The 15,879-nt window shown below is 39.9% G+C and carries 23 protein-coding genes, 1 pseudogene and 1 riboswitch; of the genes and pseudogenes, 18 read left to right on the plus strand and 6 right to left on the minus strand.

Annotated features, from left to right (window positions below; translation table 11 throughout):
• Positions 1–342: 342 nt before the first annotated feature.
• The 4 genes and pseudogenes from DIS06_RS20495 (at position 343) to DIS06_RS03085 (ending at position 1,953) form a co-directional block, all read left to right on the plus strand.
• Positions 343–432, plus strand: coding sequence for a helix-turn-helix domain-containing protein (locus DIS06_RS20495; RefSeq protein WP_239421823.1), 90 nt, complete (start codon positions 343–345; stop codon positions 430–432).
• Between the two features lie 36 nt (positions 433–468).
• Positions 469–1,063: pseudogene (locus DIS06_RS03075) on the plus strand (RNA-guided endonuclease TnpB family protein); the annotation flags it as partial.
• Positions 1,064–1,148: 85 nt separating this feature from the next.
• The gene (locus tag DIS06_RS03080) at positions 1,149–1,556 is read left to right on the plus strand and encodes a glycosyltransferase (RefSeq protein WP_110111802.1); all 408 of its coding nucleotides are present in this window, start codon (positions 1,149–1,151) and stop codon (positions 1,554–1,556) included.
• On the plus strand, positions 1,519–1,953 hold the full coding sequence (locus tag DIS06_RS03085; RefSeq protein ID WP_110111803.1) for a WapI family immunity protein: 435 nt from the start codon (positions 1,519–1,521) through the stop codon (positions 1,951–1,953). The genes DIS06_RS03080 and DIS06_RS03085 overlap by 38 nt, the downstream gene beginning before the upstream one ends.
• Positions 1,954–1,988: 35 nt before the next feature.
• Here DIS06_RS03085 and DIS06_RS03090 read toward each other — a convergent pair whose 3' ends face one another.
• Entirely contained in the window at positions 1,989–2,441 is a 453-nt protein-coding gene (locus tag DIS06_RS03090) for a GNAT family N-acetyltransferase (protein ID WP_110111872.1), read from the minus strand.
• A 171-nt stretch (positions 2,442–2,612) separates the two neighbouring features.
• Between DIS06_RS03090 and DIS06_RS03095 the strand changes: the two genes are divergently transcribed.
• Positions 2,613–2,942 carry a hypothetical protein gene (locus DIS06_RS03095; RefSeq protein WP_110111804.1) on the plus strand — a complete coding sequence of 110 codons (330 nt, stop codon included), beginning with the start codon at positions 2,613–2,615 and terminating at the stop codon, positions 2,940–2,942.
• 147 nt (positions 2,943–3,089) lie between these two features.
• On the opposite strand, the gene DIS06_RS03100 is transcribed toward DIS06_RS03095, so the two are convergent.
• Positions 3,090–4,109 (minus strand): DUF1835 domain-containing protein, encoded by a 1,020-nt coding sequence (locus DIS06_RS03100; protein ID WP_162595855.1) that lies wholly within the window; start codon positions 4,107–4,109, stop codon positions 3,090–3,092.
• A gap of 156 nt (positions 4,110–4,265) precedes the next feature.
• On the opposite strand from DIS06_RS03100, the gene acuI reads away from it, so the two are divergent.
• Entirely contained in the window at positions 4,266–5,240 is a 975-nt protein-coding gene (gene acuI, locus DIS06_RS03105; RefSeq protein ID WP_110111806.1) for an acrylyl-CoA reductase (NADPH), read from the plus strand.
• Between the two features lie 36 nt (positions 5,241–5,276).
• Here acuI and DIS06_RS03110 read toward each other — a convergent pair whose 3' ends face one another.
• Complete coding sequence (locus DIS06_RS03110; protein ID WP_110111807.1) at positions 5,277–5,399, minus strand: FbpB family small basic protein; 123 nt, start codon at positions 5,397–5,399, stop codon at positions 5,277–5,279.
• A 170-nt stretch (positions 5,400–5,569) separates the two neighbouring features.
• On the opposite strand from DIS06_RS03110, the gene DIS06_RS03115 reads away from it, so the two are divergent.
• From DIS06_RS03115 to DIS06_RS03130, 4 genes are all read left to right on the plus strand, one after another.
• Positions 5,570–6,061, plus strand: coding sequence for a CBO0543 family protein (locus tag DIS06_RS03115; RefSeq protein ID WP_110111808.1), 492 nt, complete (start codon positions 5,570–5,572; stop codon positions 6,059–6,061).
• The gene (locus DIS06_RS03120) at positions 6,058–6,549 is read left to right on the plus strand and encodes a CBO0543 family protein (RefSeq protein ID WP_110111809.1); all 492 of its coding nucleotides are present in this window, start codon (positions 6,058–6,060) and stop codon (positions 6,547–6,549) included. Before DIS06_RS03115 ends, DIS06_RS03120 begins: the two co-directional genes overlap by 4 nt.
• A 72-nt stretch (positions 6,550–6,621) precedes the next feature.
• Positions 6,622–6,858, plus strand: coding sequence for a hypothetical protein (locus DIS06_RS03125; protein WP_110111810.1), 237 nt, complete (start codon positions 6,622–6,624; stop codon positions 6,856–6,858).
• A gap of 92 nt (positions 6,859–6,950) precedes the next feature.
• Positions 6,951–7,391 carry a hypothetical protein gene (locus DIS06_RS03130; RefSeq protein ID WP_110111811.1) on the plus strand — a complete coding sequence of 147 codons (441 nt, stop codon included), beginning with the start codon at positions 6,951–6,953 and terminating at the stop codon, positions 7,389–7,391.
• A gap of 331 nt (positions 7,392–7,722) precedes the next feature.
• On the opposite strand, the gene DIS06_RS03135 is transcribed toward DIS06_RS03130, so the two are convergent.
• Together DIS06_RS03135 and DIS06_RS03140 are read right to left on the minus strand one after the other, a co-directional pair.
• A complete protein-coding gene (locus tag DIS06_RS03135; protein ID WP_110111812.1) occupies positions 7,723–8,181 on the minus strand; it encodes a VOC family protein in 459 nt (152 codons plus the stop codon).
• Positions 8,182–8,341: 160 nt separating this feature from the next.
• Positions 8,342–8,545: a hypothetical protein gene (locus tag DIS06_RS03140; protein WP_162595856.1), complete on the minus strand. Its 204-nt coding sequence runs from the start codon at positions 8,543–8,545 to the stop codon at positions 8,342–8,344.
• 397 nt (positions 8,546–8,942) lie between these two features.
• On the opposite strand from DIS06_RS03140, the gene DIS06_RS03145 reads away from it, so the two are divergent.
• From DIS06_RS03145 to DIS06_RS03170, 7 genes are all read left to right on the plus strand, one after another.
• On the plus strand, positions 8,943–9,719 hold the full coding sequence (locus tag DIS06_RS03145; RefSeq protein ID WP_110111814.1) for an NUDIX domain-containing protein: 777 nt from the start codon (positions 8,943–8,945) through the stop codon (positions 9,717–9,719).
• 99 nt (positions 9,720–9,818) lie between these two features.
• Positions 9,819–10,367 (plus strand): cysteine hydrolase family protein, encoded by a 549-nt coding sequence (locus DIS06_RS03150; protein WP_110111815.1) that lies wholly within the window; start codon positions 9,819–9,821, stop codon positions 10,365–10,367.
• Positions 10,368–10,400: 33 nt separating this feature from the next.
• On the plus strand, positions 10,401–11,852 hold the full coding sequence (locus DIS06_RS03155) for a nicotinate phosphoribosyltransferase (RefSeq protein WP_110111816.1): 1,452 nt from the start codon (positions 10,401–10,403) through the stop codon (positions 11,850–11,852).
• A 16-nt stretch (positions 11,853–11,868) separates the two neighbouring features.
• Complete coding sequence (gene nadD / locus DIS06_RS03160) at positions 11,869–12,483, plus strand: nicotinate (nicotinamide) nucleotide adenylyltransferase (RefSeq protein WP_110111817.1); 615 nt, start codon at positions 11,869–11,871, stop codon at positions 12,481–12,483.
• 23 nt (positions 12,484–12,506) lie between these two features.
• Positions 12,507–12,677, plus strand: coding sequence for a hypothetical protein (locus DIS06_RS20045; RefSeq protein ID WP_162595857.1), 171 nt, complete (start codon positions 12,507–12,509; stop codon positions 12,675–12,677).
• A gap of 135 nt (positions 12,678–12,812) precedes the next feature.
• Positions 12,813–13,136, plus strand: coding sequence for a DUF3784 domain-containing protein (locus DIS06_RS03165; RefSeq protein WP_110111818.1), 324 nt, complete (start codon positions 12,813–12,815; stop codon positions 13,134–13,136).
• 3 nt (positions 13,137–13,139) lie between these two features.
• A complete protein-coding gene (locus DIS06_RS03170; RefSeq protein WP_110111819.1) occupies positions 13,140–13,685 on the plus strand; it encodes a GNAT family N-acetyltransferase in 546 nt (181 codons plus the stop codon).
• A gap of 30 nt (positions 13,686–13,715) precedes the next feature.
• Here DIS06_RS03170 and DIS06_RS03175 read toward each other — a convergent pair whose 3' ends face one another.
• Entirely contained in the window at positions 13,716–15,011 is a 1,296-nt protein-coding gene (locus tag DIS06_RS03175; RefSeq protein ID WP_110111873.1) for a voltage-gated chloride channel family protein, read from the minus strand.
• 98 nt (positions 15,012–15,109) lie between these two features.
• A riboswitch (Fluoride riboswitch) is annotated at positions 15,110–15,170 on the minus strand.
• Between the two features lie 129 nt (positions 15,171–15,299).
• Here DIS06_RS03175 and DIS06_RS03180 point away from each other — a divergent pair.
• Positions 15,300–15,602, plus strand: coding sequence for a PepSY domain-containing protein (locus DIS06_RS03180; RefSeq protein ID WP_162595858.1), 303 nt, complete (start codon positions 15,300–15,302; stop codon positions 15,600–15,602).
• The last annotated feature ends 277 nt before the right edge of the window (positions 15,603–15,879 follow it).

Genomic DNA, 15,879 nt, shown 5'->3' on the forward strand with positions numbered 1-15,879 from the left:
CAGGAGGATTTATCATTTCAGTCGAGAAGACCCCCGCCTCAAGGAATGAGAAGGGCCAAGCCCAATGAGTAGGTGGGGGATGAATCGTCTTCGGACAAGGGATGGCTTACTTGCCATCTCGATTGTCCGACTGTTCGAGTGCGAGTTGCAGTAAATGAAAAATAGCTTGTGTACGAGTACCAAAACCCTTTCGCTCGTTGTATGTGTCGACTCTATCTAAAAAAATCTTGGGAAATCTTAAGACAACCGATTGTGTTTCCATATCTTCACCTCTAAATGAAATGTAATATCTATCTAATATGGTATAATATGTATATCTCAACACGCGAGGAGGTGAAAGTCATGTTAGTCAATAAAGCCTATAAGTTTCGGATCTATCCTAATAAGGAACAAGAAATCTTAATCGCTAAAACAATCGGTTGTTCTCGCTAAACGGGCTCGTCTGTTGGTGTGGATGTTGGTCTAAANAAAAGATGTTGCGATTCTTTCAACAGGTGAAGTATTTAGCAATCCTAAATGGTTTCGCAAACTAGAAGAAACATTAGCCAAAGCGCAGCGTGTTCTTTCGAGACGACAGGAATTAGCATTCAAACGAAACTGTCAACTGGAGGAAGCAAAAAACTATCAAAAGCAAAAACGTAAAGTAGCTCGTCTCTATGAGAAAATCACGCATGCAAGAACAGACTACTTGCAAAAAATCTCTACTGAAATCATCAAAAACCACGATGTAATCGGTATCGAAGATTTGCAAGTGTCAAATCTGTTGAAGAATCATAAGTTAGCGAAAGCAATTAGTGAAGTATCGTGGTCGCAATTTAGAACGATGTTAGCGTACAAAGCAAAGTGGTATGGGAAACAGGTAGTCACGGTGTCTAAAACCTTTGCAAGTTCTCAATTATGTTCAATTTGTGGCTACCAAAACAAAGCCGTTAAAAATCTCAACCTCCGTGAATGGGATTGTCCTTCTTGTGGCACCCATCATGATCGAGATATTAACGCAGGACAAAATCTTAAAAATGAAGCAATAAGACTTCTAACCGTAGGGACTACGGGGATCGCCTAATCAATAACTAACCGTTAGGTTAGTGTTCTTAGGAATCGCCCACTTCAAACAGCTCGTAAGAGTGTTAAGTGGGAGTAGTTCAAAGATGTTAATTACAATGCTTTCAACAGGTACAAGAGGAGACACACAACCCTTTATTGCGTTAGGACTTGCGTTGAAAAAGAAAGGATATCGCGTGCGTATTGCTGCTTCTGAATCGTACCAACAGCTTGTTGAAGGGTATGGATTTGAATATGCGAAACTTCGTGGAGATGTCACGAAAATTATTGAGAGTGGAATCGTGAAAGAAGCAAACGGTCCTCTTAAATTTTTCTCAAGTTTAAATTTTAAAAACGATGAGTTGAATGAACTTATCATTGGTGGGCAAGAAGATATGCATAAAGCGTGTGAAGGTTCAGATGCGATTGTGTATCATCCTGGTGCAACCATTGGTTACATGGAAAGGAGTTGGCTTGATGAAATGTTTACTAGTAGGAGAAGAAGCCAAAATTGAGATTGATTTAATCCATCGGAGTTACCCGACATCAATGGATTATTGGGATGGGAATTGGGTTGACTCTAGAATAAAAGTAGAGATACCAGGATATGTCGCTCACTTTGATTCGTATCTTCGAACGGATGAACTACAAGACTTTTTCTCTCAACTAAAGAAAATGAATGATACGCTAACAGGAAAAGCTGCACTTCATAATTTAGATAACTATATACAAATTGAAGGTGAAATGACGAAAACCGGTATGATTCACTGGACAGCTGAAACGTGCTACCCCGCAGGATATGGAGCGGTTTTAACGTTTGAATTTGCTTCTGATCAATCGTATTTGAATGAGTTAATAGAGCAACTAGATGAGCTGTTACTGGCTTATCCCGTCGTTGGCACACCAGAGTAAAGAAGGGGCTATGTCAATATTAACAGCCCCTTTGTTTATACAGACTTTTCATACACTTTCAACACGTTCCCGCTTAAACCGATTGCTTCTGTTGAATGTGTCCAACCATACTTTTCATAATAGTTTTCGAGGTCGGTGGTTAAATAGAGTTGCGAATAGCCTTTGCGTCGTGCTTCGTTAAGGGCATGCTGCAGCAATGTCGCTCCTAGTTGTTGACCTCGATAAGCAGGGTCCACATATAAGCAAGCAAACCAAGGGAATAAATCTTGGCGACTATTTAAATCATTGCGAAGAAGAGCATATGTACCAACGATTTTTTCTTGATCTAACGCAACATAAAAGCGGGGCAGTTCATCTTTAGCGGTACAAGAATGTCGCATGCAGTCTTCGTAAAATGCTTTGTTGTCATCGCTTCCCCACTGTCCCCAAAACGCTTGTAGGGCATCTTCGAATAACGCTACTTTTGTACTTAATTCGTGAATCGTCATCATCTTTTGAACCTCCGTTTGTTTATCCATCTCATTCGAAACGAAGAGGACGAGTTTGTTGGACGTGTGAATGTCGTGGATATCAATTTTGTTCACTATCGTTGGAGTGTACGATAAGGGAAGTTTTTGTTATCATTCTTTTGAAAAATTAAAACGAAACGAGGGGTTACGGTGTATACATACGAGTCATTTGAAACGTTAGGTGCGTTTACATTGATGCGACCGATTTTTATGTTCATGTTTGTTGCTTCGTTTGTACTATTTGTTCTTGTGCTGTTGCCACGATTTGAGCGTTACTTTAATGGCTTTTTACTTAGTTGGATTTCCATTTTATCGATCATCATCGCCGTACAATTAATTTACTATGAAGCGATTATTGTCGATGAAATTGGCTTAGGTGGAGACGCGACACAAATGTATATGTTTCTTGCGATTTGTGGGTTAAATGTTTTAACACCTATTGTTTATCGCTTGAAAAAGAAAACAACCGAGCACGAGTAATCGTGTTCTTTTGCGTTTTATGTGCACGATCCACCATTTACCACCCTTATAGCTTGCTTGACGTAGAGGCTTTTTTCGCAGTATGTAAAAAAGCTTAGAAAATGAGGCGACGATGTCCACCTAGTAGCCAAACCTTTCAACGTTCACTTATCTATTTAATCGTACGTCATAATAGCGCATTGCTTTTAGTGATCCTTTCATCTCAAAGACACCTTTTTCAATCAGCATTCGTAACCGATATTCTAAAAATTCGTCTCCGATGTATTGCTCGAGATGCCCGATGACTTCGCCAATGAGTCGAGCGGACTTCATAAAGTTAGTGTTTTGTCGCTTTTCGTGTAACGATTGAGCTGCACCGATTAGCACATTATCATAAAAGTGACAATCGACAGATCGAATGTGTCGGTCTTGCCAAATCCTAAGTACATGCTCTGTCATCGCAAGTTGTTCCCAATCTTGTTCAAGCGATTGACGTTCTTCCTTTGATAAAAGAATCGCGGTTTGTTTAGTTGAATAAAATTGCGCTAATTTCTCTGGAGGAAGTTCTCCCATATGACGAACGGTATAAAGAATGTCAGGTTTGGCTGCGAATGTTTCGTACGCTAAACTGGTGTTAATCGTATAGATGGAATGCTTTTTTTCTTTTAACAAATATACCGCGAGTCGTAGTCCGATTTGTTCGTGTGCATTTTCACCCATCCAAATCATCACCGATTGATTTTCAGGAATGCTTTCAATGTCTTTGATTGATTGTTTGAAGCTCTCTTTAAACAGAACAATCTCATCTTGGTCTTCTTTTACAAAGTGCTCGTCAAACCAGTTAAAGCGCACCTCGATTCCGGATGGATTGTGTAAGTTAAAAAGCGGGCCAACAGAAAGAATCGTTGGAAGAGAAATGATTGGTTCTTTTCCATCTAACGCAATTCCTAGAGAGCCTTTTGGGGAGTCACCAAATACGATGTGGACGACATCACTAGTAATGGGTGTTGGCGTGTTCGTTTTCATCGAGATAAATCCCTCAGTTGTATACTGTAAGCTTTTGATAACCTCATCGTTAGGATAAACAGGATCGTTAAACATTTTCACTCGGTATAGTAGGTGAAACAATAAGCTTTTTGCTTCGTCTTCTTCTAAGTCATTTACAAGTTTCTTTAGTTCATCAATCATCATATTCACTCCTTCGCTGCTTATTTTAGCATAAACTTCCATATGTCAATCACTTGTTTTGGTAAAAAATCCTAAAATACAAACTTAATAGTTGAGTCATCTTCCATACAAGTCGTACACTAGAGATAAAGTCTAAACAAAGAGAGGGAGATTGCGATGAGTCGTCACTTTCAAGCACTTGTGTTAAATAAGGAACCAGAAATCAAACAGTTATCATTGAATGAATTACCTGAAGGAGAGGTGCTCGTCAAGGTTCATTATTCGGCTGTGAACTATAAAGATGGACTAGCTGTAACAGGAAAAGGGAAAATTGTACGCGAGTTTCCATTTGTACCTGGTGTGGATTTTTCTGGTGTCGTCGAAGAATCGAATTCAGCTTCTTATAAGCCTGGAGATAAAGTGATTTTAACAGGTTGGGGAGTCGGAGAACGCTATTGGGGTGGTTATGCACAATATGCACGCGTGAAAGCAGATTGGCTTGTGCCGCTTCCAGACGGTCTTTCGTTAAAAGACGCGATGATTATCGGAACAGCGGGCTTTACGGCAGCACTTTCCATAGTTGCATTAGAAGAGCAAGGGGTGAAAACAGGAGAAGACGTCCTTGTTACAGGAGCAACTGGTGGTGTTGGAAGCTTTGCGGTGTATTTGTTAGCAAAGCTTGGCTACAAAGTCATCGCGTCAACAGGAAAAGAATCGTCTCATGATTACTTACGTCAGCTTGGTGCATCTGACATCATCGATCGAGCTCTTTTATCGGAAAAAGGTAAGCCGTTAGATGCGCAAAAATGGGGAGCGGCCATTGATACAGTCGGCAGTCAAACACTCGCAAACGTATTGAGTCAAACGAAGTATGAAGGAACCGTTGCAGCATGTGGACTTGCAGCAGGAAATGACCTACCAGCAACTGTATTTCCATTCATTTTACGTGGTGTGAAGCTGATTGGAATTGAATCAGTCATGGTTCCATACGAAAAGCGAGTGAAAGCATGGAAACAGTTAGCTCAGTCCGTCGATGCACCGGCGCTTGAGTCCATGGTCACTGAAATTACATTAACAGATGTACCAGAATATGCTGAGCGTATTACAAATGGAGAGATTCAAGGGCGTACAATTGTGAATGTACAGTCATAACAAACATGCTTCCCGCAAAGGTGGGAAGCATGTTTGTTATACTTCATGCCTTTTTTCAATACGCTTTTCAATTTTTTCAATCGCTTGTTTGTCTTTTAATAATGCTTGCTTGTTTTCTTTGACAAGCTCTTTTAATGATTTTTTTAATTTGCGGCTCATGTCCTCACAACTTTCTTAAAAGTATTTATCTAAATAATAAGATAATTCTGTCTATTTATAAAGGTGAAAATGTCACGATTGTGTGAACATTTTCACCTTTTTGTTTAATGAATGAATTTTACACAATCAACAGACGCTATAACAAGGATAAATGAGGAGTGATCCAAGCGTTGATAATTGATCGATGGATTTTAATCGTAATTTTGCTGTTTAGCGTGGTGTTGTTGTTTCTGTTTGTTCCGAGAAAGAAAGTAAGAGATGCTGTTATCATTGCGATTTTTTTGCAATTTATCACATGGCCAGCGGGATTATTAGCGGTTGAAATGGAGTGGATACATTACCCCGTTCAGCTTTTTCCGAAAGAAAATCAGTTTAATCGATCAAGCTTTACTTTTGAATTCTTTTTATTTCCTGTTGTCGCTATTTTATTTAGTATTTATTATCCGAAGCAAGCGTCATGGTGGCGTATCATGTTGTATACAATTGGCTTTGTGGGAGCTTTTACATTGATAGAGGTCATCGTTGAACAGACGACCAACCTTGTTCAATATGACGAATGGAAATGGTATTGGACATTTATCTCTGTCACGATTGCCCTATTACTTAATCACATTTATTACCGCTGGTTTCAACATAAGTTCATTGATGGTGATCCCGTATGAAATCAGAAGTCATTATTCTTCTTGTCGCATTGGCACTTATCATTGGATTACTCATTCGCATCGTGCCAAGAGAGAAGATAAAAGAAGCCCAGCTCATCTTTTGGTTCAGTCAAACATTAACGTGGCTTGTTCAGTTTTTACAAGTCGCATTTGACTTTGTGAAGTTTCCATTTCGTGAATTTCCACACGCAACCAATTTGAGTTTTTCTTTTCATTACTTTGTGTATCCAGGGCTCATTGTGTTCTTTATGTTCACGTATCCAACAAAAGGTCATCGTGTAAAAAGAGTCATGCATTACATCTTATTTAGCATAGGAACAGCTTTAATGAATGACGTCTTGTCTGAAACAACAGATCTTCTTACGTATACAGGATGGAAATGGTACATAGGAGCGATAATTAATGTACTTGTTTTATTCCTTGTTCGGCAATTTTTTCGTTGGTTTATGAAGAAAACAACGAACCCAACCGGTGAATTACTAAATTAAATGACAATTTTTTGAAACTTCTTTTTGTTTTCTTCGTATATACTAATAAGAAAACAGAAGGGAGTTGTTTATATGGAAACGTTTGCTGGTTTTATAATCATTGCTTTTATCATTATGATAGGAATTGTTGTAAAAGAAACCATTTCACCATCTCCAAAAAAACGAATACGCTCAAAAAGTCAAGGGGCGGATAACTCTGCAGGTAGTGTGGGCTTTTTCGGTAGCGACAACAACTCCGACTGTCATGGTGGTGGCAGTTGGGGCGGTGGAGATAGTGGAGGAAGCTGCGGTGGAGGCGGCGGAGATTAAAACGTATTAAGGAGAGGAAAAGTACGTGAGAGAAGTAAACGTAAAAAAGTAGCGTGCTTTCACAAAGATAGGGGGAGCTTCACATAAAAAAAATGATGTGGTTCGTCTTGTTTATAGCCATCTTACTGTTAACTGCTTGTTTAGAAAAAGAAACGACAACGTACGAGTATACATTGAAAGGTGAAAGTGAGCACTGGACAGGAGAGTATTCAGTAAAAGGAACGGAAGTATGGAACGAGAAGAATGGGCGTACGGGGTATGAGCATGAAAGTGAAGATGAGCTTATTTTGACATTCACTGGGATGAAGGAAGAGAAGAAATCGATAAAAGAGCTTGAGTATTCGTATGAAACAACAGTTGGAGCGGGAAGTGGAACGACAACCTTTGAATCTCCTAATGAAAACGACGATATTATCATCACGCATCGCGGAGCTTCTATAGGAGCAGCGAAAATGAAGGAAGATGAAGTGATAAAAATTACTGTGAAATGGAACGGACAAGAAGAAACATTTCAGTTGCAGAATGGTGAGTAAAAAGGCGCAAGGAGCTCGCCTTTTTTCGTTTTAGAAGGAAAGAGCGTATCTTGCCTAGAAAGAATGGATACATAAGCATTTATAGAAGGAGTAGAAAGCTTCTTGATTTTTGTGAAGAACATAAATTGATATCAAAGCGTAATGAAACATATACGTACAATGATTGGGGTTTAGAAGAATAAAACAGGGGGCATAAGTTAATATATTCAAAAAAAACTACGTTTACATGCAACCACCCTTACCTCTCTATCCATTGATATAATTGGATTCCGAGGCAAGGGTGGTTGCGGACTGAGTCAAACAGGGATGTTTTTTGCCCCGTTTGTTCATCTTACTTCTTACGCTTTTCCCACTCCTCTAACGACATCATCGGAAAGTCTTCTTTCACATCTAGTCGAAGCGGTGCGATGAATTCTAGTACGTTGCCATCAAGGTCTTCAAAGTAAATGGCTGCGTGCGCTTGAGGGTTGTTCGGTAGCACGAGTGGCTGTTTCTCTGGTGGAAAGCCAAATGTTTCGACCACGCGAATGTTCCGTTCTGCTAACCACTGCTTAGCGTTCTTGATATCTTCTAGTTCCACTTGAAGTGCTAAATGACGGACAGATGGGTGATACGGTGTATCAACAAAGTCTGTTTCCCACAGCACAATCCAGCTTTGCCCTTTCACAATCCAGAAAAATGCCGCTTGGTCATTTTGAAACGCTATTTCTAACTCTAGTTTTTTGTAAAACTCAATTGATTGTTTTAAATTCCGAACCGGTAAATGTGCTTCATATAATCCTTGAATCATAAAAAGTTCCTCCTTTTTCTTTCTTCCATTACTGTCATGATAGCACATGCTTATTCGTTGTACCTTCCCCAATGAGTAGGAAAAAGACTCAGACTTTTGAAGGAGGAGGGCAGGAAGCTAAAGCTTCTATAACTTTTTAATAAAAAACGACGCGTTGGCCTCAATGACAAGCCACGCGTCGTTTTTTCCATAAGTAGAGAATAGCTGCAATAACAATAATCATAACGACCATCCACTGTGATTGTTCAATAATCTGAATAATGTCTTGCTTGCTTCCGCCATAAAACTGCCCAACGGTTAAAAAGAAAAACGTTGTCGGTGCGATGCCGATCATCGTTAGGAACGTATAAGGAAGCAACTTCATTTTTGTCATGCCTGCTAAAAAGGGAGTGCACTACCTTCTATAAATAATGAAAGAAAGACACCTAAAGTACCTAATTCATTTAATACTGTCATCATGTTTGTCACTCCATTTTCTTTTCCATACCCAAAGTATAATGACTTTTAAACGTATTCAATAGAAGTGGAAGCTGTAAAACCTTCTCGGTCTAGAGTCGTAGTTTACGAGTATTGATGAAGAGTTGATGGTACATGTCTTTTAAGATAAAGGGGTGGGGACATAAGTTAGCACAATTTCCCCACCTTTCATCTGTATTTTTACTTGAATTAAAAAAAGTAAGTTATTTTTGTAGACATTTTTGGAAAAATGGATATAATATAATTAACAATTAACATAATGTTAATTAAAAGGAGGCGGCATCGTGTCGAACGAAGAAGCATTAACACAATACAACGTATCGAAATACAGAACACCAGACGGCTACACCTCTGATATCGCGGTGTTTACCATTGTCTCTGAAAAAGTAATGGAATACAAGCCACCAAAGATGACGCTGAAACTCATGCTCATTAAACGCTCTTCGCATAATGCAGAAGGAGACGTGAACATTGAAGCAAACAAATGGGCATTACCTGGCGGATTTGTGCAAGAGAATGAATCTGCTTTTGAAGCAGCTCAGCGTGAACTAGAAGAAGAAACAGGTGTAAAAGGCATTCATCTAACCCATTTTGGGGTATATGACAAACCAGGGAGAGATCCGCGTGGATGGATTATCTCGAGTGCGCATTATGCGATTGTTCCTGAACGATTGTTAACAAAACGACAAGCAAATGATGATGCGGCAGAAGTCGAGTTGTTTTCACTAGAGGAAATAAACACACTGAACATAGCGTTTGATCATGCAGACATTATTCAAGCAGCTATTGATCGCATTACAAACGACTTATTACAAACGACGGTGGCGAAGCAATTTTTACCAGAAACATTCACCTATTCAGAACTTCAAGCCGTACTTCTCACGGTCACGAATGATCCGGCTATCGCAAGTGATCAAGCCTTTGCTCGAAAAATTAAAACGTTGCCTTTTATCCAAGTGGTTGAAGGACAAAAAACACAACGTACATCTAAGATTCCAACACAGCTCTATCAATTTGTTGAAATGAATGTGATTAAACCAATCTATACAGCGCGTTATTAAGATGTGAAGATGGTTTCATGATGTCAAGAAGAGATTGATTGTCGTGACTCCATGTGTGAAAGAATGACAAGTTAAAAAGGGATATGGGAGGAAAAAACAATGAAAAAAGCATTGATTCATATTGATTATACGAATGATTTTGTCGCACAAGATGGAGCACTCACTTGCGGTGCGCCAGGGCAAGAAATTGAAGCAAACGTAGCGGAGATTACGAAGCAATTTATTGAAAATGACGAGTATGTTGTGTTTGCGATTGATCTTCACAATGAAAAGGATGCGTATCATCCAGAAACAACATTATTTCCACCGCACAACATTCAACATACAAAAGGACGTCACTTGTACGGGAGCATGCAAGCGATTTATGAACAATCAAAGGAACGTGCGAACGTCTATTGGATGGACAAAACAAGATACTCGGCATTCGCAGGAACTAATTTAGACATTAAATTACGTGAACGAGGCATTACAGAGGTTCACTTAGTGGGCGTTTGTACCGACATTTGTGTGCTTCATACGGCAGTTGATGCTTACAACAAAGGGTTTAAGATCGTCGTGTACAAAGATGCAGTTGCGAGCTTTAATCAAGCAGGACATGAATGGGCGTTAACACATTTTGAGGCGTGCATGGGTGCAACTGTTAAATAACGAACAGCTTTGGAGAAAAACGGAGGGTTTACGATGAACGGGGATAGCTTAACATTACACACCGATTTGTATCAAATTAATATGGCAGAAACGTACTGGAATGATGGCTTTCACAACCGAAAAGCGGTATTTGATGTTTCATTTCGAAAGTTACCATTTAACAATGGATACGGTGTTTTTGCAGGATTACAGCACGTCATTGAATACTTAAAAGAGTTTCGGTTCACAGACGATGACCTTGCGTATTTACGTGAACAAGGCTATAGAGATGAGTATCTTGCCTTTTTAAAAGAGATTCGTTTTACGGGAAACATTCGCTCGATGAAAGAAGGAGAGCTTGTGTTTGCGAATGAACCGATTTTACAAGTTGAAGCACCGCTTGTAGAAGCGCAGCTCATTGAAACAGCGATTTTAAATATCATTAATTATCAAACGTTAATCGCAACTAAGGCATCACGAATTAAACAAGTCATTGGTGATCAAGTGGCGATGGAGTTTGGTACGCGCCGTGCTCACGAGTTAGACGCGGCTATTTGGGGAACGAGAGCGGCGTTCATTGGAGGATTTAGTGCCACATCAAATGTACGTGCAGGAAAGAAGTTTGGTATTCCGATTGCCGGAACTCACGCGCATTCCATGGTGCAAGCATATGGAGATGAATACACGGCGTTTAAAAAGTATGCACAATGTCATAAAGAGTGCGTCTTTTTAGTCGACACGTATGATACGTTAAAGTCAGGAGTTCCAAATGCGATTAAAGTCGCAAAAGAAATGGGTGATCACATTCAATTTAAAGGCATTCGCCTTGATAGCGGAGACTTGGCGTATTTATCAAAAGAAGCACGCAAAATGCTTGATGAAGCGGGGTTCACAGATACGAAAATCATTGCGTCAAACGACTTAGATGAACAAACGATCATCAACTTAAAAGCGCAAGGTGCGAAAATTGATAGTTGGGGGATCGGAACGAAACTTATTACAGCGTACGATCAACCAGCGCTTGGAGCCGTTTATAAACTTGTGGCCATTGAAAATGAACACGGTGACATGATGGATCGTATTAAAATTAGTGCGAATCCTGAAAAGGTGTCCACGCCAGGTCGCAAAAATGTGTATCGCATTGTGAATACAGTGAACGGTAAATCAGAAGGAGATTACATTACGCTTCACGATGAAAATCCGCAGCAAGAAGAGCGATTAAAGATGTTCCATCCTGTTCATACGTTCATTAGTAAATTTGTGACGAACTTTGAAGCACGTGCGTTGTTGCATCCGATTTTTGAAAACGGTCGATGTATATACGACCAACCAGCACTGATAGACATTCAAGCATTTGCGAAACAAAACTTAGAGTTACTGTGGGATGAGTATAAGCGACCGATGATGCCAGAAGAGTACCCGGTCGATTTAAGTCAAGCATGTTGGGATAATAAAATGAAGCGAATTGCAGAAGTGAAAGAAAAAGTGAAACAGATGTCGCGATAAAACAAGGGGGATGACGATGGGGAAAATCGGAATTTATGGATCATCATTTGATCCAATCACAAACGTACATCTTTGGACGGCAAGTACGGTTGCACACCGTTGCCGATTAGATCAAGTCATTTTTTTACCGTGTTCAAGCAAGCGAAAAGATAAACGACTTCATACAACCGATGAGCATCGCTGGAAGATGGTGCAAGTAGCAATCGAAGGAAACGATACGTTCGTGGCTGATGATTATGAAATGAAGCAAGAAGCGTGGAAGCTATCAACCTACGAAACGTTGAAGCATTTTAAAGAAGCGTATCCACTGGACGAGATTTATTTTATTATGGGGGCGGACTTACTTGTTGACATCGGCAACCAGAAGTGGGCATACGCAGAAGAGTTAGTGAAAGAAAACAAATTCATCGTGATGGCCCGAAACGGCATTGATATGCTAAAAGCGATTAGTCAATCACCGATTTTACGCAACAATGATTACGGCACATTCCAACTCATTGATAAAGGACTAGCAATGGAAATTAGCTCTACGTACATTCGTGATGAGCTCGCACTTGGTGGTGAGCCGCGCTATTTGTTGCCTGACACGTGCTATGAATATGTAAAGGAGCATAACCTATATAAAAGCTAACGTCTTTCAAAGGAGGAATTCGGATGCTTGATCTTATACTAGGTGTTGTTCTTTTAGCGGCAGGTGGATGGTTGTTGGTGAAAGCCTTTCAGTGGTCACCAAGCTTAAAAAAACATGATGAAAACCATGTGAAGAATGAAATGGATGAAGCTAGTCTTCCACCAAACAACTCGTCGGACAGACCAGGTGTTTAACGATACACATCTCTTTCTCATTCACTCTACGGATTGATGAGGAAGAGATTTTTTTGTGCATATTGTGAAACTTATCGGTCTCACTAACCGTAGTACATAGTAGAAGAAAACGATTTCAAGAAGGAGGGGATAGCTGTGGCTGGTGCTATCACGAATTTCATCATACTCATTCCATTTTTAGTGTTTGCAATTATGTTACTAAGAGGAAAAGGTGCTTTCTTAATTGCTGGGTACAATACAAAGTCTGCAGAAGAAAAAGCGAAGTACGATGAAGTCGCGCTCTGCAAGTTTATGGGAAAAGTGATGCTTGGCATTTGCGTGAGTATCTTTTTGTGGGGATTAAGTGACGTGTTTCACAACCAACTCTTGTTTATGATCGGTATGGTGTTGTTTACAGGCATTATTGTGTTCACGCTCGTTTACTCCAACACAGGTAATCGGTTTCGGAAGGAGAACTAGCACATGACCTTCTCAACAATTGAAACAAAGCGGCTTCATTTTCGTGAACTCACGCTTGATGATGTAGATGAGTTGTATGAGTATTTTTCAAACGATCAGGTGACGCGCTTTTATGGAATGAGTACCTTCACAGGCATTTATCAAGCTGAAAACCTCATCGCTCATTTTCAACAAGTAACACGTGATGAAAAAGGCATTCGCTGGGGAATCACGATAAAGGGAACACAAAAGCTGGTGGGCACGATTGGTTTTCATTTAAAAAGCAATCTACATAAACGAGCAGAAATTGGTTACGAACTACACCCTGATTATTGGGGACAAGGGTATGCGTCTGAAGCGTTAGACGCCGCTCTTGAATTTGGCTTTCAACAATGGCAACTCAACCGAATTGGGGCGGTTGTGTTTGTTGAAAACGAAGCTTCACACCAACTCCTTCTGACAAAAGGATTTCAACGAGAAGGGATTTTGCGAGAATACATGATGCAAGATGGTGTGTCACATGATGCGGTTAGTTATTCGCTTTTAAAAACGGATTGGCTAAAGAAGTAGGCTGCCCCATTTACGGAACAGCCTACTTTTTTAGCTTTCTAGTTGTTTGTTCGTTTGTTTCATCGTACTCAATGTGTCTTCTTCATTCGCTTTTACAATTCGGCTTTTTGTGACAGCTACTTTTTGTGAGGTGTAAATACCTGTATGGCCAGAAAACAAATAGCTAATCGTACAAACTAAAAATAAATAAATGCTCGCTTCTGCGCCAAAGAGTTCAATGCCCATAATGAAGCACGCAATCGGTGTGTTCGTTGCGCCGCAAAAGACACCAATAAACCCTAATGCGGCTAAAAACGGAATGGAGACGTTAAGAAATTCACCGAGTGAGCTACCAAGTGTGGAGCCAATCACAAACAACGGTGTCACTTCACCGCCTTGATAACCTGCACCGAGCGTAAGCGATGTAAACAGTAGTTTCGTAATGAAGGTAAACGGTGAAACATCTCCAGTGAATGCGTCATCAATGAGTGGAATTCCTAATCCTATATATTTACGTGTGCCAACGATGTACACAAGTGTAATAATGATGAGTCCACCTACGAAGCTTTTAATCATTGGGTTTGGCATAAGTTTTGTAAACTGCTTTTTAAGATGATGAGTCAACTGAGAAAAAAGCATAGCGGTTAAGCCGAATAACATGGCCGCAAATACAATTTTAGCTAGAAGTAACGTCGATACACCTGGAATAATTCCGATATCATAATGGTGATGATGCACTCCCCAAGCGGTCGTCACATAATCGCCTACAAATGCCGCAATAAAAGCAGGGAAGAGCGCTTCATGACGAATAAGACCAAGTGCCAATACTTCTAAACCAAAAACCGTACCTGCAAGTGGCGTCCCAAACACAGAAGCAAATCCACTACTAATCCCGCAAATGATGATGATTTTACGGTCAAAGGAATCAAGCTTGAATACCTTCCCGACAAGCTCTGAAAATGCGCCACCCATTTGCACGGCTGTTCCTTCACGACCTGCCGACCCACCAAATAGATGCGTTACAATCGTGCCAAACAGTACAAGTGGAGCCATTCGAAAAGGTATACTTTCACTTGCTCCATGCGCTTGTTCGATAAGCAGGTTGTTTCCTTTTGCAGCATTTAAGCCGTACTTCCAATAAAGAAAACTTACAAACATTCCGCCAAATGGAAGCAAAAATAAAAACCACGTGTACGTCTCACGTGTAGCAGCTGCCCACTCCAAACTTACTAAAAAGAAAGCAGAAGCGGACCCCGCAAGAATTCCGACAATTCCACCTAATAACGTCCATTTTACAAGGTAAATCAGAAGATTGATATGTAATTGATGTTGAAGAAATGATTTCATACTAAACTCCTTTTTGTTCTTGTTATGAAGATAAGCGTTCACTAATCCCGCGTTTAAAAACAAAGAGACTCCTCCCAGGGACAGATCATTTCAGATCTTCACTGGAAGGAGTCATTAGCTCGTTGGCAGTTAGTGGCGAACTCCATCGCCTATTTCAATAATTTTATTCTAGCAAAGAATAAGTGTGTTGCCAACGTTTTTTTGATTAGGATCAAAAGTGATTGAAAAGAAAGGTATAATGAACGATTGTTTTTGGAAACATATGGTCGATGAAAGGAGATGATAAATATGAAATCAACATATGTAAAAGTTGCATCTGCATGTGTGGTAGCCACAACATTAACGTTTTCAGCTTTTTCAGTAGCAAGCGCTTCTACTTCTAATGTAGAGGTTACTCAAAGGCAAATCACTGAAGCGCAAGCAAAAGAAATCGCGCTTAAGCAAGTACCTGGTACAGTAGTAAAAGTGGAGCTTGATACAGAAAATGGTGTACAGGTGTATGAAGTGGATGTTAAATCACAAAACCAAGTATTTGAAGTAACGATTGATGCTTCTACAGGCAAAGTGTTAAAAGTTGAGAAAGAAGACTAATATGACAAAAGGATAGGGACAAAAGAGGAAAAAAACCTCTGTTTGGCTCCGTCCGGAACATCCCTTGCCTTTAAAATTCAGTCATAACAATGGACAGAGAAGCAAGGGATGTTGCATGTGGAAAAATTTTTTCTTCAGTTTACGTCGATTTTATCCTCTTATACACTCTATCAGATTCTATGAATTCTATTAAATAAGAAATGACATAGGTGAATTTGAAAAGAAAGAAAAAATTAGTTCTTATCTCTTTTACAGTCAATTTCGATATGATACGATG

Source organism: Bacillus sp. CGMCC 1.16541 (assembly GCF_003184905.1).
In the GTDB taxonomy this organism is placed as follows: Bacteria; Bacillota; Bacilli; order Bacillales; family Bacillaceae_H; genus Priestia.